This is a genomic window from Trinickia sp. (assembly GCF_051953955.1).
GTDB lineage: Bacteria > Pseudomonadota > Gammaproteobacteria > Burkholderiales > Burkholderiaceae > Trinickia.
Map to the genome: position 1 here is coordinate 11,993 of NZ_JBQCIF010000002.1, position 17,272 is coordinate 29,264.

Below are 17,272 nucleotides of genomic sequence, written 5' to 3' on the forward strand. Positions count from 1 at the left end.
GCGTGTGCGCGGGATCGCGCCGGCCTTTCGTAGTTGTCCCACGCAAGCAAGCCGGAGGTGACGATGAGTACGATCCACGAAGTCTATCCGTACCTGCGCGTGCGCAGCGCGGCGCAGGCCATCGAGTTTTACGCGCGCGCGTTTGGCGGCATCGAGTTGTTTCGCCTGACCGAGCCGAGCGGCCGCATCGGTCATGCGGAAGTCAAGATCGGCCCAGCGACCGTCATGCTATCGGACGAGTATCCGGAATATGGGATGCTGGCGCCCACGGACGATCGCGCGATCGCCGCGGTGTTGCATATCCACTGCGATGACGTCGATCAGCTTTTGCAGCAGGCGGTCGAGGCCGGCGCATCCGTCGTCCGCCCGCTGACCGATAAGTTCTACGGCGAGCGCACGGCGACCGTTCGCGATCCGTTCGGGCACGAATGGCTGCTCGGCCAACAGATCGAAGCACTGACGCCCGACGAAATGCAGCGCCGTTATACGGCGCTGTTCAACACATAGTCGCTCGTCGCGGAGATTCAACCTGCAAGCTTGTCGGCACGTTCGCCGGTGCTGCGCACGGGAACATCGCCTCTGTCGTTATCATTGAATAAATCTATTGAGAAATATTTTTCGTTCAATTTGATAAATGTCGTGGTGGCGGGTAACTTCGGGTACTGACCGCTCAACTTCCTCTCGACCCAGGAGACGCTATGACGACCGAAGCCAAGTGCCCCTTTCATCACGTTGCGGGCGCCGGCACCGCCAACCACGATTGGTGGCCGAACCAATTGCGTGTCGATCTGCTGAACCAGCATTCGAACAAGTCCAATCCGCTGGGCGAGGCATTCGACTATGCCGAAGCGTTCAAGCAATTGGACTACCGCGCGTTGAAGGCGGATCTCGTCAAGCTGATGACCGACAGCCAAGACTTTTGGCCGGCCGACTTCGGCCACTATGGCCCGCAGATGGTCCGCATGGCATGGCACGCAGCAGGCACCTATCGCACGTCGGACGGCCGCGGAGGCGGCGGCCGTGGGCAACAGCGCTTCGCGCCGCTCAACTCCTGGCCCGACAACGTCAACATCGACAAGACGCGTCGCCTGCTGTGGCCGATCAAGCAGAAATACGGCCAGAAAATTTCTTGGGCGGACCTTTTCATTCTGGCGGGCAACGTGGCGCTCGAATCCATGGGCTTTCGCACGTTCGGCTTCGCCGCGGGGCGCGAGGACGTTTGGGAGCCGGACTTCGACGTGAGCTGGGGAGCCGAGACGAAGTGGCTCGCCGACGACAAGCGCTTCACGGGCGAGCGCGATCTCGACCGCGAATTGGGTGCCACGCACATGGGCCTCATCTACGTGAATCCCGAAGGTCCGAACGGCAGCGGCGACTACATGGCGGCTGCGAGGGACATCCGCGCCACGTTCAACAACATGGCCATGAACGACGAAGAGATCGTCGCGCTGATCGCCGGCGGCCATACGTTCGGCAAGGCGCACGGCGCGGCGCCCGAATCGCACAAGGGCCCCGAACCCGAGGCCGCGCCGATCGAAGCGCAGGGGCTCGGATGGACGAGCGGTTTCGGACAAGGGCATGGGAAGGACACGGTTTCGAGCGGCCTCGAGGTGACGTGGACCAAAACCCCGACGTTGTGGAGCAACAACTTCTTCGAAAACCTGTTCAAGTACGAATGGGAACTCACGAAATCGCCGGCCGGTGCCAAGCAATGGGTGGCCAAGGACGCACCGGAAATCATTCTGGACGCGCATGTCCCGGGTAAATTCCACAAGCCCACGATGCTCACGACCGACCTCACGCTGCGCTTCGATCCGGAGTTCGGCAAGATTTCGAAGCGCTTCTACGAGGATCCGCAGGCGTTCGCCGATGCATTCGCGCGTGCGTGGTTCAAGCTGACGCACCGTGACATGGGACCCAAGGCGCGCTATCTCGGCCCCGAGGTGCCCGCTGAAGATCTGATTTGGCAAGACCCGTTGCCTGCGGCCGAGCATGACCCGACGCAAGCCGATATCGCCGATCTGAAGGCAAGGGTCGTTGCCGCGAATCTGTCGATCGGCGAACTCGTGTCGGCTGCGTGGGCGTCGGCGTCCACGTTTCGCGGCGGCGACAAGCGCGGCGGCAGCGATGGCGCGCGTCTTGCGCTCGCACCGCAAAAGGATTGGGAAGTGAATGCCCGTGCGGTAGCCGTGTTGCCGAAGCTGGCCGAGATTCAAAAGGCGTCGGGGAAGGCCTCGCTTGCGGACGTGATCGTGTTGGCCGGTTGCGTCGGCGTCGAACTGGCGGCAAAGGAGGCCGGCGTGAAAGTCGATGTGCCGTTCACGCCGGGCCGTGTCGATGCGCGGCAGGACCAGACCGATGTCGACTCGTTCGCCGTGCTCGAACCGCGCGCCGATGGCTTCCGCAATTACCGCAACGGCAAGGGCGGCGCGCCGACGGAAGTGCTGCTGATCGATCGCGCCCAGTTGCTGACGCTGACGCCGCCCGAGTTGACCGTGCTGATCGGAGGCCTGCGCGTGCTCGGCGCCAACTTCGACGCGAGCCGGCACGGGGTCTTCACGGATAAAGTCGGCGTGCTCAGCAACGATTTCTTCGTCAATCTGCTCGACATGGGCACCGTGTGGACGCCCGTGGATAGCGAGGCCGAACTGTTCGAAGGCCGAGACCGCACGACGGGCGCCGTCAAGTACACGGGCACGCGCAGCGATCTGATCTTCGGCTCCAACTCGGTGCTGCGCGCCTACGCCGAGGTCTATGCGAGCGAGGATGGCAAGGAGAAGTTCGTCGAGGACTTCGTCGCGGCTTGGGCCAAGGTGATGAACCTCGGACGCTTCGAACTCGCTTGATCGCTCGCTTTTTCGCAAACGGCCGGTCTAACGGCCCGGCCGTTTGCGCGTGTGCCTCCGTTCACTGGCTCGACGGTTGCTCCACCTGCCACCGCAAGATTGGATGCGTGGCGCCGGCCGGCAGCGCCCAAGCGCCATTCGAGCTGAAGTCCCAACCCGAGTAACTTGCGGCATCCGACATCTGGGCAGTCGTTAGGCCGTTCGAGGCCGGTAAAGGCGTGCCGGAGGTGACGCCGACCGAGGACCCCGTGGTGTCCTTGTTCCAGTAGACGTCGTGCCCGATGTTGCCGCTGTTGACCGTTGCAATGCCATTGTTCACGGCGTTGCCCGTGTCCGGATCCATGTTGCCCGTCACGAGCCCGGTCGCAAACGACTGGCTGATCGTCCCGTTGTTCGTGTTTACGAGCCCGCCTGCACCGCACGCATAGGTCTCGCACTCGGCCGTCACCGCACCGGTTGCATACGATTGGGTGATCGTCCCGTTGTTGACGGCGACGAGACCGCCCGACACGCCCGACGTGGTGGCGGCGCCGCCGACCATGTCGGTCGTATGCACGGTGCCCGTCGCGTACGATTGGGCGATCAAACCGTCGTTCTCTCCGACGAGGCCGCCCATCTTTGCGCCCGTGAAGCTGTTCACGCTGCTCGACGAACGTTCGATCGTTCCGTGGTTCACGCCCACGAGGCCGCCCGCCGTGGTGCCGTCGTACCAGACGCCGGCATAGAGGTCGTTCAGGCTGCCAGACGTGTTCACGCGTAAGACGGTGCCGTCATTGTTCGCGGCCAGGAATCCCTGCACACCTAGCAACCCGGATTTGAATTGTCCGGAATCCTTGACCGATACGCTAGCGTTGACGTTCAGATCGTGCACCATGGCGGTTGCCCCCAACGTGCCGAACAGTCCCAACATGACCGGGTTGTCGTATCCCGTTTCCCCCTGCAACGTAAGGGAGCGGATCGTATGGCCCCGACCGTCGAACTGCCCCGTGAAAGGTGTGTTGCCGTTGCCTATTGCGACATACGAGCCGTTGCTCGTCGCGCTCGCATCGATGTCCTTGCCGAGCGCGTAGTTGCCGGCGAGGTCGGCTGAGACATGCTCGAGGTCAGCCAGTGAATTGACGAGCTTGTAGCCGGTGATTTGCGTGAGCAGACCGCTGTAGGCCGGCGATGTCCACGTCTTGTTGGCCAGCAGTTTGCCGGGGCGGTAGCTGCCGTTCATATCGTAGAGTGCGCTGACGAAGCCTTGGCTTGCCGACCAGTCGATCGTCCCATTGTTCGTGACGCTGCCGCCGTTGTCGATGGCAGTCGAATCGGCACGCAGCGTGAGATTGCCGTTGCCGACGTTCTTCAAGCTCGCGGCTGCTTCGATCGTCAACGAACGATAAGCGCGCAGTGTCAGCGATGCGGCGCCGGTCCAATGAATGCTCGAGGCCACATCGATATCGCCGCCCGCGCCCGTCGTTTGAAGATCGATGGACGTGCCGTGGTTCAAGCTGCGCTGAAACACGGGGGCCGCCAGTCCATCGATGGTGAAGCGCGGCGCGGTGATGTTCCACTTGCCGGCCGTCACGACGGTCGGGGCCGTCGGATCGTCGACGATTCGCAAGTTGGCCGCGCTCGTATCGACCGTGCCGCCGCTGCCGTCTGCGTTGCGTGCGTCGATGGTGCTGTTCAGCGTGACCTGGCCCGTGTCGGCGACTAGCCACACATGGCCGTCGCGCGTGGCCGTGCCGGTGGCACGAAGCGCAGCGTGGTTGCCGGCCAGTGCGAACACGTTGCCGTCGGCGGCCTGCAGACTGATTTGCGCAGCTTCGATCGTGCCTTGATTGACGACGGTGCCGCGGCTGCCCGTCTGCACGAAGACTTGCTTGCTCGTGGATGAATCGTGTAACAGCACGCTTTGTCCCACGGCAAGCTCAGCCGTGCCCTTTGGTGCACGGATCTCGCCGAGGTTGGCGACGCTATTGCGCGCGACGAGGAAGACGTCGCCGCCGCTCGAGGCGATCTTGCCGAGATTGACGACCGTGCCGGCCGATGTACCCGAGAGCGTCAGTGGACCGCCTTGCATGAAGGCGCTGTTTTCGATATCGAGCGTGGAGGCGACGAAGCGGCCGCCGGTCGCGACGACGCCGCCGGAGCCGATGACGATGCCCTGCGGATTGATCAGGTAGACGCTGCCGGTGGATGAGAGCGTGCCGAAAATCGATGACGGATTGCCGCCGGTGACACGGTTCAGCGTTGCGCCCGATCCATTGATGATGTCGACGCGGTTGCTCGTGCCGATGGAGAAGCTGCTCCAATCGATGACGCCCTTCGACGATGTTTGATTGATCGTCAGCGACGAGGCATTGCCGTTGATCGAACCGGCGCCGGCGGCGAAATGTCCGCCGCTCGGCAGTGGTCCGGCGGCATCGGCGATCTCCGGCATCGCGAGCGACAGTGCAACGAAGAGCGCGGTGAGCGCGTGCGGCGGCATGCGCCGCGTGCGGCATGGTTGTGTCATCAACGAAAGCGCTGGCATTCGTGTACCCCCGGTTATTCGCGCAGACCCCACGCGGCATGTGCGAACCCAGCGAACCACTCGGCGAGTGCACGGCCCTACAGTTTATTGATCGGAGGAATTTGATCTACAGCCAGCGCTGCCAAAACGTCAGTCGTTCGCGCCATCTTCACGAAGCGAACGGGGCAAGGCGGGTCTACGAGGAGAGAACGTCGCGAAGGGGCTTACGCGCGGCGAAGGTGTCGCGCCGCGCCATTGCATTGCTACTTCATCGCTGCTTTCGTGGGCGCATGGACTGCCGGGCATGGCCCTTGCTGAGAGACGGGTACGCTTGCCAAGGGAGAAGACTCATGACACGACTCATCGCACTCTTTGCGCTCGCATCCACGGTCTTGCTGGCTGCGTGCAACACGGTGGCGGGGGCCGGCCAGGACATTTCGAAGGGCGGCCATGCCATTACGAACTCGGCGGAGCGGCACTCGGACTCGGACTAGCGGTTAGCGCGAGCCCGAACCGCCATGCGTCACATCCGCCGGTAGCGATCGGCCGCCGGCGGCAATGCGCCACGGCGCTCACCGCCGGCTCGCCGCACTCGCGCATCGGCCTCGGTGCTATTCGCTTGCCGCGCCGCTGTCGTCTTTCCCCACGGCCTTGCGAATCGCGTGCTTCGTCGCATAGTAGCCCCGGCGCGTGCCGCTCGCCACCGCGTGGCCGGCGGCCTTCGCCGTGTGGCCGATTTCGTGCGCCGCTTCGCGCGTGTCCTCGCCGAACTTCTTGCCGGCTGCCTTGATGTTTTCCTTTGCTTCATGAGCCGTCGTTTTCACGTCCGCATGCGCGGTAGGACTCAGAACCGTGCCGACGAAGATGGCGAGCAGCAGTGGGCGGATTTTCTTCAAAGCATTCTCCTTTCAAACGTCGTGAGATCGAACGATCGCAGTGCGAGCGTCGAGGATCACCGCGGCCCGTCCTTCGAGCAGCAGTTGCGCGCCGCAGCGCACAGTGAAGCGGTAAAGCACGTTGTCGGCGTCGCCGCCGATCCGTGCCGCCGTCACGTCGAGCGGTGTGGCAAACGTATCGAGTCGCGCCACGGACATTTTCACGCTGCGCACGCTCGCGAGAAATCCCGCGCGCGGCCGATTGGATTGCGCACCGAGCGCGGCGCCGTGCACCGCCATTGCCTGGGCGGCGTACTCGATGCCGCAGACGGCGCCGAGCCGGCCGTCCTTGCGCAATGGATTGTGCGGCTCGCGGTGGCTCGTCGCGATGCACTCGATCGTTTCGTCGTCCCACCGCACGACTTCGTCGAGCAGGCACATCGCGCCGCTGTGAGGAATATGCGCGGCGATCCAAGCGCGATCGAGCGGCGCGACGAGCCGTCGTTCCGTATTCATGGCTGTGCGGTTTCCTTACGAGTATCGGTAGGCGTCACGTCGATCCGCACGCGCAGTTCGTCGAGATAGTCGAGCACGACCGCCGCTCGGCGCCGCATCGCCAGCGCTTCGAGCAACGGCAGCGCGCGCGCTGCCGGATTGTCCGTTCGGATGGCTTCGAGCGGTGCGCGCGTCAGCATCGTGGCCGGTGCGTCCGTCAGTGCGATGTCGATGCGGGCCAGCGTGCGCGCGGTCTCGATCGGCGCGAGGACGAGAGCCGTGCCGAATGCATCGCGGATCGGGCGGAACGCGTTGAGCGGATGCGGGTATCCCGTATCGGAGGCGATGAGCAGCGCATCGTGGCCATCGACGGCCGCTTGGCATGCACTTTCGAGCAACCCGGCGGCGAAGCTGCCGTCATGAGCGCAAAGCACGTGCGATGCGGCCATCGCGTGCGCGGCAATGCTCCAGTATCCGGCGGGTGCGTTGTGAACCGAATTGTGAAAGCGCGTGGGCGAGATGAACCGGTCTTCGCCGGCCAGCATGTCGCAGATGGCATGGCAGTTTTCGCCATCGCCGCCCGATGCGGCGAAAACGGCGGCGAGCTGGGCCGCATCGCGGCCGGCGGCTTGCACCGCTTCGGCGCCGACGGCGAGCGCGAGCTTGACCGTCGCGCTCGTGCGGCGGCGCTCCGCAGCCGGCAACGCGGCCGGCGGCGGAATGACGGCGGGCGCGTGCGCGTACTCGGCGGTGCTCGTCAGCGCCTGCACCGCTTGCGGCCAGTTGGCGAACCCAGGACCGATCAGCCCCACGCCATCGATATGAACGCTGATCGTCTTCATCGCGTGGCGCTCCGTTCGCGAGCCGCATCGGCGCGGCCGAGAATCAGGCTGCAATTGGTGCCGCCGAAGCCGAAGGAATTGCTGAGCACGTTGCGCACGGCGGCGTTCGTGCTGTCCAAGACGTAACGCAGGTTCAACGCCGGGTCTGGCGCGCTCGACCCCACGCCGGCCGGCAGGAACCGATGGCGCAGCGCGAGGGCGGAGATCACCGCCTCGAGCGCGCCGGCGGCGCCGAGCGTATGACCTGTCGCGCCCTTGGTCGAGCTGCATGGCGTTGCATCGAACAGGGCGTTGACGGCGAGGCTCTCCGCCGCGTCGTTGCTCGGCGTCGCCGTGCCATGCAGATTGATGTAGTCGATGTCGGCAGCGGACAGACCCGCCGCCGCGAGCGCACCCTCGATCGCCAGCCGTGCGCCGAGCCCTTCGGGGTGCGGGCTCGACATGTGATGGGCGTCGCTCGATTCGCCGATGCCGAGCAGTAGCACGGCGTCGTCCTGCGTGCCGCGAGGGCGTTCTAGCAATGCGAAGGCGGCCGCTTCGCCGATCGAGATCCCGCGGCGCGCAAGATCGAACGGACGGCACGGCTCGCGCGAAAGCAACTCGAGCGAATTGAAGCCGTAAAGCGTGGTCAAGCAGAGCGAATCGACGCCGCCGACGATGGCGGCATCGATCAGTCCCGCTTCGATCATGCGCCGCGCGGAGCCGAATACCTTGGCGCCCGATGAGCAGGCGGTCGAAATCGACGCGGCCGGCCCGGCGAGCCCGAAGTAGGTTCGCACGAACGCCGCCAGCGAATAACAGTTGTGCGTTTGCGCGTAGCGGAAATCGGCCGGCAGCGCGCCGCTTTGCGGATCGCGGCGGCGATAGGCCTGCTCGGTTTCTAGAATGCCCGACGTGCTCGTGCCGAGGAACACGCCGATCCGCTCGGCACGATGACGCGCGATCGCGTCCCTTACCGCATCGGCGAAGCCGTCTTGTTGCAGGCCCAATTGAGCGAGCCGGTGATTGCGGCAATCGAAATCGCGCAGGTCGGTGCGAACGGGTTCGTCGTCGACGCCCTCGACTTCGCCGATCCACGTGTCGAGCTCGGCACGTTCGAATCGGCACGGCGTGAGCCCGCTGCGCGGCTCGCGCAGCGCTTGCAAGGTCGGGACGAGCCCCCGGCCGATGCAGCTCGTCGCGGTGAAGTGGGTGAGTTCCAATGGGTTCACGTCGGTCGATCCCTGTAGTCGATGCGATTCAACGGGAACCGCGTACTGCCGTCGTTTCGGCGGGCCGCACGAGCGGGGAAGCCGTTAGCGGGTTCGTGAGCGCCGCGCGCAGCGTCATGCACGACAGCCCGGCATCGCGTACGCCGCGCAAAACGATCTCGAGCGCGTCGAGGATGACGGGGCGGCTTTGCGCGTCGCGGGCCGCATTGCCATCGTGCAGCAGCAGAATGTCGCGCGCCGCAAGATCGCGCAGCAACCGGCCGGCGACCAACTCGGCATTGCGTGCGCGCGTGTCGAATCCGCGCCGCGTCCAACTGGCGAGCTGCAGTCCGAGCCCGCATAGCGCGGGTTCCAGGAAAGGGTTGCGCAGCCCGGCCGGCGCGCGGAAAAAAAGCGGCGGCTCGCCGGTCAAGCCGCTCAGCGTCTGCTGCGCCGCCTCGATCTCGCGCCGCATCGCGCGCAGCCCCATCAGCGAGAAATGATGCCGATGATGCTGGCTGTGATTTTCGACGGCGTGGCCGCGGGCCACGATCGCCCGAACGACGCTCGGGTAGCGTAGCGCAAGTTCGCCGATGCAAAAGAATGTCGCCCGAGTGTCGTAACGATCGAGCAGATCGAGGACGCGTGGCGTGACTTCGGGATCGGGGCCGTCGTCGATCGTGATCGCGATGCGCGCGCCTACGTGCTCAGGCAGCCGCGTCCAGTTCGGACCGAGCAAGGCGCTGCGCGGCCAGAGACCAGCCGTCGCCATCACGGCATGAGACGCGGCGACGGCGCCTGCGGCATAGGGCCAGCAGGCCGGCTGGGCCGCCGCCAGCGCGGCGGCGCCCGCGTGAGTGGCGATGATGCCCGAGATGGCGGGTGTCGGCCGCCAACGGCGCGGCGAACCGGCCGATATGCTCGACGTGGGCGAGCTCAGTGGCCGTAACGTGGGATTCATGGTGATGAGGTCCTTCTGCGTGGCGCATCGGCCGTCGCCGCCGCGGCGTGACTTGCCCGTGCCGGGCGCATCCGCGCTTCGCTCGCTTGCGCATTGCGCGGCGCGAGGATCGCGGAAAAGAGCAGGGCGAGCATCGCGCCGGGGCCTACCGTCAGCCCGAACGACTCGAGCATCGGCACGTGCGAGAGCGCCAGCAGCCCGAAGCCCGCGACGGTGGCGAGATTCGCGATCAGCAGCGAGACGAGCGTTTGCGGTGCGATCGAATGCGGTGCGTCCGACGAAGCCGAATGCGAGGCGCTTTGGGGGCGATTGAAGAAAAGCGCATAGTTCGATCCGATCGCCACGATGAGCAGCAGCCCGATCAAATGCAGAATCGTGAGCGGCTCGCGGGCGAGTGCGAAGCCGGCCGTCACCACGAGCACGGCGGCCAGCAGCGGGGCGAGTGTCCCCGCGACGCGCCCGGCGTCGCGCAGCGAAGCGGCGAGCAGGACGATGATCACCGCGAGCCCGACGAGCGACAAGCGGATGTCCTCGCGCACGTAGCCGACGTAGAGCGCATCGGCCTCTCGTTTCAGATCGACGAAGAGCGCGCCGGGCACGCCGGCCGCCGCGACGGCCGCCTCGATTCGGCCGGCGTCGAGGCTCGGCTCGTTTGCGTCTGCGTTTGTGTCCGCGTTTGCATCCGCGTTTGCCGCTTGCTGCGCGGCCGATGCCGCGAGCGTCGTCGCCGTTGCCGCTGCCGGTGCCGGTGCTTTCGTTGCGCTCGGCGCGCGCAACGAAAGCACCGCTTGCCACTTGCCCGAACGTTCCGTGAGCAACGCATCGACGGCCAGTCCCATCGACGTTCCGCGCAGGTCGGCCCGCGTGAGCAGCGGCGCATTGCGCGCTTGCTCGACGTCCGCGATGAACGGTGCGAAGACGTCGGGTTTGAGCTCGATGGCTTGATCGGCGGCAGCCGCGCGCATTCGTGCCTCGAGCACGTCCGCCGGCGGCAAACTGGCGAGCCGCGCCCGTTGCACGGCATCGCTCGGCAGATAGCGCGAGGGGCTTTCGAACCCGGCGAGCACGCCCGAATCGACGAGCGGTTGCAGCCGGGCGGCGATCTTTTCCGAATCTTCGAGTACGCGCTGTTCGGTCGGCCCGGAGATGACGACGAGATAGCGTACGTCGGGCGCGCCCACGTCGGCGCGCAGCGCCGCATCGAGCGCCTGGCTCGATGCGGGCACGGGGCTCAGCGCAGCGAGCTCCTGGCTCCAGAGTTGCCCGCGGTGCAGTGCGAGCACGGCCACGGCGCCGATCATCAGCGCGGCGAACGGCCAGCGCAGCCGCGGCGCGATGCGCGCTGCGCGCGCCAACGTGGCGCCGAGACGCGACAGATCGCGCACGGCCACGGCCCGCTCGTGCAAGTGAGGCAGCACATACCGCGTGACCGTGGCTGCCGCAACGAGCCCCGCGATCGAGTAGACCCCGAGTTGCACGAGCCCGGGAAAGCCCGAGAACAGCATCGATGCGAAGCCGCAGACCGATGTCAGCATGCCGAGCCGGATCGTCGGCCAATAGGCGCCGATCCACGCACGAACGGCGTCGCTCGAGCGCGCCGGCATGCGGCCCTGCTGCGACGAGCCGGGACGTGCCGATTGCACGAACAGGTAGATCGAATAATCGACGGCCTCGCCGATCAGCGTGGTGCCGAACCCGAGCGTCAATCCGTGGATGGTGCCGAAGACGAGGCTCGTTGCGGCGAGGCCGGCGGCGATGCCCGAAACGACGGGCACGAGCCCGAGGGCGAGCGTGCGCGGCGAGCGGTAGACGAGCAGCAGCAAGCCGACGATGAGGCCGAGACTGAGCGAGGACAAGCGTTCGACGTCGTGCTTGATCGCGTCGCGCGTGCGCACCGAAAACACGCCGGGCCCGGTCAGCAGCAGCCGGTAGGACGCGGCATGGGGCCGCGATTTCGTAGCCGCGTCGAATGCCGCATGGATGGCCGAGATCGCGGCTTCCTGCGCGTCCGTATCGGAGCCGGCGCCCGATGTTTGCGCGACGAGCACGGCGCGCTGGCCGCTGCGCGAGGCCCAGACGCCGTCTTGCAACGCGGGCTGCGCTTCGCCGTCGAATTGGCTCACGATGGCCATCGTTTCGCCGGTCGGATCGCGCGGCAGCAGCGCCTTCGTCATGAGCCCCGCCGACGAGCTCAGCAAGTCGAGGCTTTCGCCTAGCGCGCGGTGGAGCCCCTGCGTCGAGAAGTGCTGCGGCGTTACGGCGGGACTCAATACATAGCGGTGTGCAAAGACGAAGCGCTCGTCGCGCGCTTGACCGACGCTCTCGCCGTTGTTCACCGCGACGAAGCGCGGATCGCGGCGCAGCGTGGCGGCCATGCCGCGCGAGATGTCTGCGCGCGTCGCGGCGTCCCCACCTTCGATGGCGACGAGGATGAGCCGAGAAATCACGCCGTCGCGCAATTGATCGACGAGCACGCGCTGCTCGGCGCTCGGTGCGCGCGGCAGGAACGCCGACAGGTCCGCCGTGAAGTGGGCGCGCTGAACGACGAGCGCGCAGCCGATCAGAAACAGCAGCCATGCTTGCACCGCACGCCGCGTCAGCAGCGCGCGAAGCCGCGCATGGGATCGGCTCGAGGTCTCGTTGCGCATCACTCGTTCGCCGCGTGGCTGAGCCGCATGACGGAGCGATCGCCGTCAGGTTGCTCGATGACGACGGTGCGCAGCAAATCGCGCGTGCCGTCGAGCGTGACCGTGCGCACGGCTTTGAGCATGCGCGAATCGATCGGCGTCAGCGTCAGCGTCCAATCGTCGCCGTGCCCGCCGATGGACACCTTGTAGCGTTCCTCGAGCGCATAACGATTGCCGGTAAGCGTCGCGCGGATGCTTTCGATGAACGCATCGAGCTCCGGGTAGTGCGTGAGCGAGATCGTGTACGTCCGTCCTTCACGCGTAATGGTCAGCTTGTCGCCGTCGACGACGAGCCGCTCGGGCTTCGGGCTCACGGTCAGCTTCTCGAGGTGATCGGGCGCTGCGAACGCGAGCTCGCCCGACGACTCGATCGGCTTGGCCGCGATCGAGAGATATCGCGTTTCGACGAAGCTCGCGCGCCCAGCCTTGCGTTGCGCGAGCGTCGACATCAACCGGTCGAGTGTCCAGTCTTGTCCGCCCGCGGCGGCCGCCGCGGCGAAGCCGTGAAACGGCATGGCCAGGCACAAGGCGGCCACCAGGGCGGCGGCCGGCGCTCGACCGAGGCGGCGCGTGCGGGCGGTGCGGGGCAGCGAGGGTGTCATGCGTCGAAGGTCCTTGACGGCGGCGATGCGGCGCGTTGCGCGTGCACCGATGCTGCGCTGCCGGTCGTTTCCGTCTTTTCGCTTTCGCGCCAGAAATCGAAGAAATTGAACCAGTTGTACGGCGCGCTGCGGCAGTGTCGTTCGAGCAGCGCCGCATAGCGTCGCACCGCGGCTTCGACCTGCTCGGAGCGCTGCGCGCGCGCGGTATCGGAGAAATCGGCGAGCGCTTCGAAATGGACGTCATAGCGGTTGCCGCCGCGATAAACGCCCGTGAGGAAGATCACGGGCCGCCTGAGCATGGCCGCCATTCGCATCGGGCCCAACGGAAATCCCACGGGTGCGCCGAGGAATTCGAGCGGCAGCAGCGTGTCGCCGCCGTCCTGACGCAGCGTGCGGTCGGCCAGCATGCCGATCATCGCGCCGCCGTCGAGATATTCGCGCGCTTCGAGCATGGCCTCGGGGCGGCCGAGGCTGATGACGTCCTGTTTGACAGCGGGATTGACGGTGGCCAGGGCGGCATTGACGTTGCGCGCGTTCTCCTCGTACATCATGATCGCCACACGCAGATTCGGCCGCGTCCGTCCGATCGTGCGCAGCACTTCGAAGCTGCCGAAATGCGCGCCGATGAGCATCGCGCCGCGCCCCCCCGAGAGCGCCGCATCGACGAGCTCGCCGCCATGGACGCGGATATCGAATAAATCGAAGCGTTCATTGAGCAGGTAGACCCGATCGTGGATCGTCGTGCCGAACACGAACAGATGCCGGTAAACGTCGCGCCAACGCGCGCGCCGCCCGAGCACGCGCGTCAAATAGGTCCGCGAGGCGCGCCTTGCCGCCGGCGCGAGGAACAGGAAATACAAGACGATGGCGCGCAGCAGCACGCGGCCGAGCGGTCGCCCGAGTCGCAGCGAAATCCTCGTCATGAGGCGCAGCGCGGCGAAGTTGCCGCGCTCTTCGCGCTGAGCCCAGATCGAGCGATCGGATCGAGCGTGCAGGCTCATGACGATGTCCGCTCCGTCAGCACGCCGGTGGCCACGGTGCGCTCGCCTGCACGGATCGTGAATCGAATCGCGCCGCGCTCGTCGCGCAAGAACGAGAGCATGAGGGGCTCGCCCGGCGCGGCGGGCGCCGTGAACTTCGCCGATCCGATGTCGCAGGCATCGAGCGGCCGCCCGAGGGCTTTGCCGATTCGCTCGATCGCGCAATCGAGCAAGACGACGCCGGGCACGATCGGCCGGCCCGGAAAATGACCGGGAAGGGCGGGGTGGTCGGCCGCGATCTCGAACTCGATTGGCCCGTGTGGTTCGCCGGGTTGCCCACGCTGCCCTGCTTGCCGTTCCCGCTCATCGAGGGTGCTGCCGGTGCCGCCGGCAATGCCGGCCGGTCGCTCGAGCAACGCCGCCACGAGCGGCGCGAGTGCATCACGCGGCAGCTTGCCCGTGCCATTGCGCGGCAGGGCGTCGACGAATAGCAGCGGGCGCGGCATGAACGCGGCATCGATGCGTTCGCGCAGGCGCCGTTGCAGTTCGGCCAGCGAAAGCGTCGGCGCAACCACGAGCGCGACGAGCCGTTTGACGGACAGCCTGCTCTCGTCGCCCGGCACGGGCCGTTCCGGCTCCGCGTCGTCGGGCATGAAGAATGCGCCGTCGTCGACGCCGTCGATGGCCGTCAGTTGGTGGTTCAGATAAGCGAGCGAGGTGCGCTTGCCCGCGATGTTGACGAGATCCGCCTTGCGTCCATGCAGTAGGAAATGCGTGTCGTCGATGAGCTCGAGCGCGTCGCCCATTTGAATCGGCTCCTCGACATGGCCGCCGGCGGCCCAGACTTGCTCGCCATCGTCGTCGTTATCGGCGGATGGCTCGCGGGCCGTCAACGTCACTTCGGGGAACAATTGCCAGATGGCGCCGTGAGCCGTGCGTCGCGTCGCAATCTGGCCAGTCTCGGTGCTGCCGTAGATTTCCATCAGCGGCGCCGCGAGACGGGCCTCCGCTTGCGCCGCGAGTTTTTCGGAAAGCGGCGCCGTCGCGCACAGGATCAGCGATGCGGGCGGCAATGCGGGCTCGGAAGCGAGCAGTGCCCGCAGATGAATCGGCGATGTGACGAGGATGCGCGGCGCCGGCACGGCGGCGAGCTCGCTGCGCACGTCGCCCGGATAAAACGGCTGGCCGTTGCTGAAGGCCAGCCCGCCGATCAGCGCCAGCAAGACGGTCGATTCGAAACCGTACATGTGTTGCGGCGGGACGGTGCCGACGAGCGTGGCGTCGAAGGCGCCGAGCACGCCGAGCCGTGCCGCCGCCGCGCGCACGTTCTTGACGAGGAACCCCCACGTTTTTCGATGCGGCACCGGCCGGCCAGTCGATCCCGACGTGAAGACATAGGCCATCACGCGCGCGCCGTCGATTTGCGGGGGCGTCGCATCGACGAATGCGGCGTTCTCCAACGCGAGCGGGTAGCGAAAGCGCGGCAGCTCCACCGTGCAGTCGTCCGCGTCGTGCAGACAGAACGCATCCGGTGCGAACTGTTTCAGTTGCCGCACCGTCTCAGGCGTATGGCTCGACGGCAGCAGGCTCACCTTGCCGGCGAGCAGTGCGGCGGCGAGTCCGACCGTGAAGCGGTAGCGGTCCTTGCAGACGTTGAAGACGTGCTCGCCTTCCGGCAATGCGGCGGCCAGTGCGCCGACGTCGGCGAGAAATTCGCGCACCGCCACGGGCGTGCCGTCGCGCCAGGCGATCGTTCGATCGGGCGAAGCGTGGGAAACGAGCGGGAAATGCGGCATAACGTCTAAAGGCAGGTTACCGGGCGCGGTCGTTGGCGATTTTAGCGGGCCGGATGGCGCTCAGCGAAACGGGGCGAGCCCCGCTCGCGTCGAGCGTCGATAGGCGCGAAAGCTTTCCGCGATGCTCGAGCGGCGCACGCCGGGCAGCGCGAAACGCCGGCATGCGTGCTCGGCGACGAACATCGTTGCCACGAGCGGCAGCGTCAAATAATTGGCGAACGTCGACCACGCCTCGATCGAAGCCGTCGCGAACAGCAGCGCCGAAACGATCACGATGACGGCGAAAAAACACGTCCACGCGGCCGTGATGCGCCGCGTATAGGCGGCAATCTCCGGCGCCAGCGGCCGCCCGTGAACCACGGCGGCGAACCGGCTGCACAGCGGCTCCCGACCGGGCGCGAGCGTCTTGCCGAACACATAGCCGAGCGCGCCGTTGAACAGTACGTGCTCGAGAAAAAGGCCCCATTCGTAGTGGCGCACGAGCGTGCCGCGCCACATCCAGAGCACGGCGGCGGCGATGGCCACGGGCGGCACGAGCAGGAAGCGGCGCGGCGAGCGCAGCGCCGCGCCGAAGGCGAGGAGGGCCGCGGGGGCGAGCACGAGCGTCAGCCCGAGGCCTTCGAGCCCAGGGGTGGCGACGGCGTGATGCGCTCCGGCCTCATAGGCGACGATGAGCGCCACACCGGCCGCTGTGCGCACGATCGATCCCGTCGGCGTCACGCGATGCCTCCCCGGCTCACACGATGCTTTATGACACCCCGATGAAACCGCTCGAAAGAAAAGGAACCGAATACCATGGTGATAACCCGCCGGCAATGCTCGCCGGCCACGATGACTGCTGTGTTCGATCGGATCATACGGAGTTCGCGTGGCGCCGGTGAATTCGTTTTGTAACCTTTTTTGTACGGGCATCGGCGCGCCCGTGGCAGCCCATTTCGGCCGCATTGCCCGTGCGCCCAGGCGGGACGCCCATCGGCATGACGTTTCGGCGAAGACGAACGGTTGTTCGGCTGCGTCATTCAGTAACCTTTCCAAGTATACGTCACGAAACGCATCATCTAGAATCGCTCACCTGAACGGGCCCCCTTATTGCTGGGAGGGCCTGCACGCGGCTTCACCGGCTGGCCAGGCGTCGGCACGGTGCGAGCCGCATCTCCCCGCAGTCAAGTCCGTTGTCAGTATGATGAATGAACTGGAAAGAGAACTCGCCGAGCTGATGATTCGGGAATTGAATCTCGAGGACGTTAGGATCACCGACGTATCCGGCGATACGATCCTCTATGGCGAAGGCTTCGGGCTCGACTCCATCGACATCCTCGAAATCGCACTGCTGATCTCGAAGAAGTTCGGCTTCGAGTTGCGCTCGGACAATCCCGACAATGCGAAAATCTTCGCGACGCTCGGCTCGTTGGCGGCCTATGTCGCCGACCATCGCGTTCGCTGAATGCCGCTATCCGCGCCACGATGAAAGCCGAATGGCGCGCGGCGGTGCGGCGTC

16 protein-coding genes are annotated in these 17,272 nt (G+C 66.1%); 4 read left to right on the forward strand and 12 right to left on the reverse strand.

The features are described from left to right. The first annotated feature begins 63 nt into the window (after window positions 1-63). Entirely contained in the window at window positions 64-507 is a 444-nt protein-coding gene (locus ACTHNZ_RS00210; RefSeq protein ID WP_440540469.1) for a VOC family protein, read from the forward strand. 17 nt (window positions 508-524) lie between these two features. Here the strand turns inward: ACTHNZ_RS00210 and ACTHNZ_RS00215 are convergent, their stop codons facing one another. Next, window positions 525-674, reverse strand: coding sequence for a hypothetical protein (locus tag ACTHNZ_RS00215; protein ID WP_440540470.1), 150 nt, complete (start codon window positions 672-674; stop codon window positions 525-527). 24 nt (window positions 675-698) lie between these two features. Between ACTHNZ_RS00215 and katG the strand changes: the two genes are divergently transcribed. Beyond that, window positions 699-2,846, forward strand: a complete 2,148-nt coding sequence (gene katG, locus ACTHNZ_RS00220; RefSeq protein WP_440540471.1) for a catalase/peroxidase HPI — start codon at window positions 699-701, stop codon at window positions 2,844-2,846. 61 nt (window positions 2,847-2,907) lie between these two features. Here katG and ACTHNZ_RS00225 read toward each other — a convergent pair whose 3' ends face one another. Then, on the reverse strand, window positions 2,908-5,349 hold the full coding sequence (locus ACTHNZ_RS00225; RefSeq protein WP_440540472.1) for a two-partner secretion domain-containing protein: 2,442 nt from the start codon (window positions 5,347-5,349) through the stop codon (window positions 2,908-2,910). Between the two features lie 347 nt (window positions 5,350-5,696). Here ACTHNZ_RS00225 and ACTHNZ_RS00230 point away from each other — a divergent pair, with 347 nt between their 5' ends. Continuing rightward, a complete protein-coding gene (locus ACTHNZ_RS00230; protein WP_440540473.1) occupies window positions 5,697-5,840 on the forward strand; it encodes an entericidin A/B family lipoprotein in 144 nt (47 codons plus the stop codon). Between the two features lie 117 nt (window positions 5,841-5,957). Here ACTHNZ_RS00230 and ACTHNZ_RS00235 read toward each other — a convergent pair whose 3' ends face one another. The 10 genes from ACTHNZ_RS00235 to ACTHNZ_RS00280 are packed head-to-tail and all read right to left on the reverse strand — an operon-like array spanning window position 5,958 to window position 16,494. Then, window positions 5,958-6,242: a hypothetical protein gene (locus tag ACTHNZ_RS00235; protein WP_440540474.1), complete on the reverse strand. Its 285-nt coding sequence runs from the start codon at window positions 6,240-6,242 to the stop codon at window positions 5,958-5,960. A gap of 12 nt (window positions 6,243-6,254) precedes the next feature. Further along, window positions 6,255-6,737, reverse strand: coding sequence for a hotdog family protein (locus ACTHNZ_RS00240; RefSeq protein ID WP_440540475.1), 483 nt, complete (start codon window positions 6,735-6,737; stop codon window positions 6,255-6,257). Continuing rightward, entirely contained in the window at window positions 6,734-7,558 is an 825-nt protein-coding gene (locus ACTHNZ_RS00245; protein ID WP_440540476.1) for a beta-ketoacyl synthase chain length factor, read from the reverse strand. The genes ACTHNZ_RS00240 and ACTHNZ_RS00245 overlap by 4 nt, the downstream gene beginning before the upstream one ends. After that, complete coding sequence (locus tag ACTHNZ_RS00250) at window positions 7,555-8,769, reverse strand: beta-ketoacyl-[acyl-carrier-protein] synthase family protein (protein ID WP_440540477.1); 1,215 nt, start codon at window positions 8,767-8,769, stop codon at window positions 7,555-7,557. The genes ACTHNZ_RS00245 and ACTHNZ_RS00250 overlap by 4 nt, the downstream gene beginning before the upstream one ends. A 28-nt stretch (window positions 8,770-8,797) precedes the next feature. Then, entirely contained in the window at window positions 8,798-9,709 is a 912-nt protein-coding gene (locus tag ACTHNZ_RS00255) for a polysaccharide deacetylase family protein (RefSeq protein WP_440540478.1), read from the reverse strand. Continuing rightward, window positions 9,706-12,357: an MMPL family transporter gene (locus ACTHNZ_RS00260; protein ID WP_440540479.1), complete on the reverse strand. Its 2,652-nt coding sequence runs from the start codon at window positions 12,355-12,357 to the stop codon at window positions 9,706-9,708. The genes ACTHNZ_RS00255 and ACTHNZ_RS00260 overlap by 4 nt, the downstream gene beginning before the upstream one ends. Continuing rightward, window positions 12,357-12,998, reverse strand: a complete 642-nt coding sequence (locus ACTHNZ_RS00265; RefSeq protein ID WP_440540480.1) for a LolA-related protein — start codon at window positions 12,996-12,998, stop codon at window positions 12,357-12,359. Before ACTHNZ_RS00265 ends, ACTHNZ_RS00260 begins: the two co-directional genes overlap by 1 nt. After that, a complete protein-coding gene (locus tag ACTHNZ_RS00270) occupies window positions 12,995-13,999 on the reverse strand; it encodes an LpxL/LpxP family acyltransferase (protein ID WP_440540481.1) in 1,005 nt (334 codons plus the stop codon). The genes ACTHNZ_RS00265 and ACTHNZ_RS00270 overlap by 4 nt, the downstream gene beginning before the upstream one ends. After that, a complete protein-coding gene (locus ACTHNZ_RS00275; protein WP_440540482.1) occupies window positions 13,996-15,774 on the reverse strand; it encodes an AMP-binding protein in 1,779 nt (592 codons plus the stop codon). Before ACTHNZ_RS00275 ends, ACTHNZ_RS00270 begins: the two co-directional genes overlap by 4 nt. Before the next feature lie 60 nt (window positions 15,775-15,834). Then, a complete protein-coding gene (locus ACTHNZ_RS00280) occupies window positions 15,835-16,494 on the reverse strand; it encodes a hypothetical protein (RefSeq protein WP_440540483.1) in 660 nt (219 codons plus the stop codon). Window positions 16,495-16,876: 382 nt separating this feature from the next. On the opposite strand from ACTHNZ_RS00280, the gene ACTHNZ_RS00285 reads away from it, so the two are divergent. Beyond that, complete coding sequence (locus tag ACTHNZ_RS00285; RefSeq protein ID WP_440540543.1) at window positions 16,877-17,218, forward strand: phosphopantetheine-binding protein; 342 nt, start codon at window positions 16,877-16,879, stop codon at window positions 17,216-17,218. Window positions 17,219-17,272: the final 54 nt, after the last annotated feature.

Excerpts from the sequence above, each read along its gene's own strand:
- ACTHNZ_RS00210 (WP_440540469.1), top strand. The coding sequence starts at position 64 with ATGAGTACGATCCACGAAGTCTATCCGTACCTGCGCGTGCGCAGCGCG.
- ACTHNZ_RS00275 (WP_440540482.1), bottom strand. The coding sequence starts at position 15,774 with ATGCCGCATTTCCCGCTCGTTTCCCACGCTTCGCCCGATCGAACGATC.
- ACTHNZ_RS00230 (WP_440540473.1), top strand. The coding sequence starts at position 5,697 with ATGACACGACTCATCGCACTCTTTGCGCTCGCATCCACGGTCTTGCTG.
- ACTHNZ_RS00270 (WP_440540481.1), bottom strand. The coding sequence starts at position 13,999 with ATGAGCCTGCACGCTCGATCCGATCGCTCGATCTGGGCTCAGCGCGAA.
- ACTHNZ_RS00260 (WP_440540479.1), bottom strand. The coding sequence starts at position 12,357 with ATGCGCAACGAGACCTCGAGCCGATCCCATGCGCGGCTTCGCGCGCTG.
- ACTHNZ_RS00255 (WP_440540478.1), bottom strand. The coding sequence starts at position 9,709 with ATGAATCCCACGTTACGGCCACTGAGCTCGCCCACGTCGAGCATATCG.
- ACTHNZ_RS00240 (WP_440540475.1), bottom strand. The coding sequence starts at position 6,737 with ATGAATACGGAACGACGGCTCGTCGCGCCGCTCGATCGCGCTTGGATC.
- ACTHNZ_RS00245 (WP_440540476.1), bottom strand. The coding sequence starts at position 7,558 with ATGAAGACGATCAGCGTTCATATCGATGGCGTGGGGCTGATCGGTCCT.
- ACTHNZ_RS00265 (WP_440540480.1), bottom strand. The coding sequence starts at position 12,998 with ATGACACCCTCGCTGCCCCGCACCGCCCGCACGCGCCGCCTCGGTCGA.
- ACTHNZ_RS00225 (WP_440540472.1), bottom strand. The coding sequence starts at position 5,349 with ATGACACAACCATGCCGCACGCGGCGCATGCCGCCGCACGCGCTCACC.
- katG (WP_440540471.1), top strand. The coding sequence starts at position 699 with ATGACGACCGAAGCCAAGTGCCCCTTTCATCACGTTGCGGGCGCCGGC.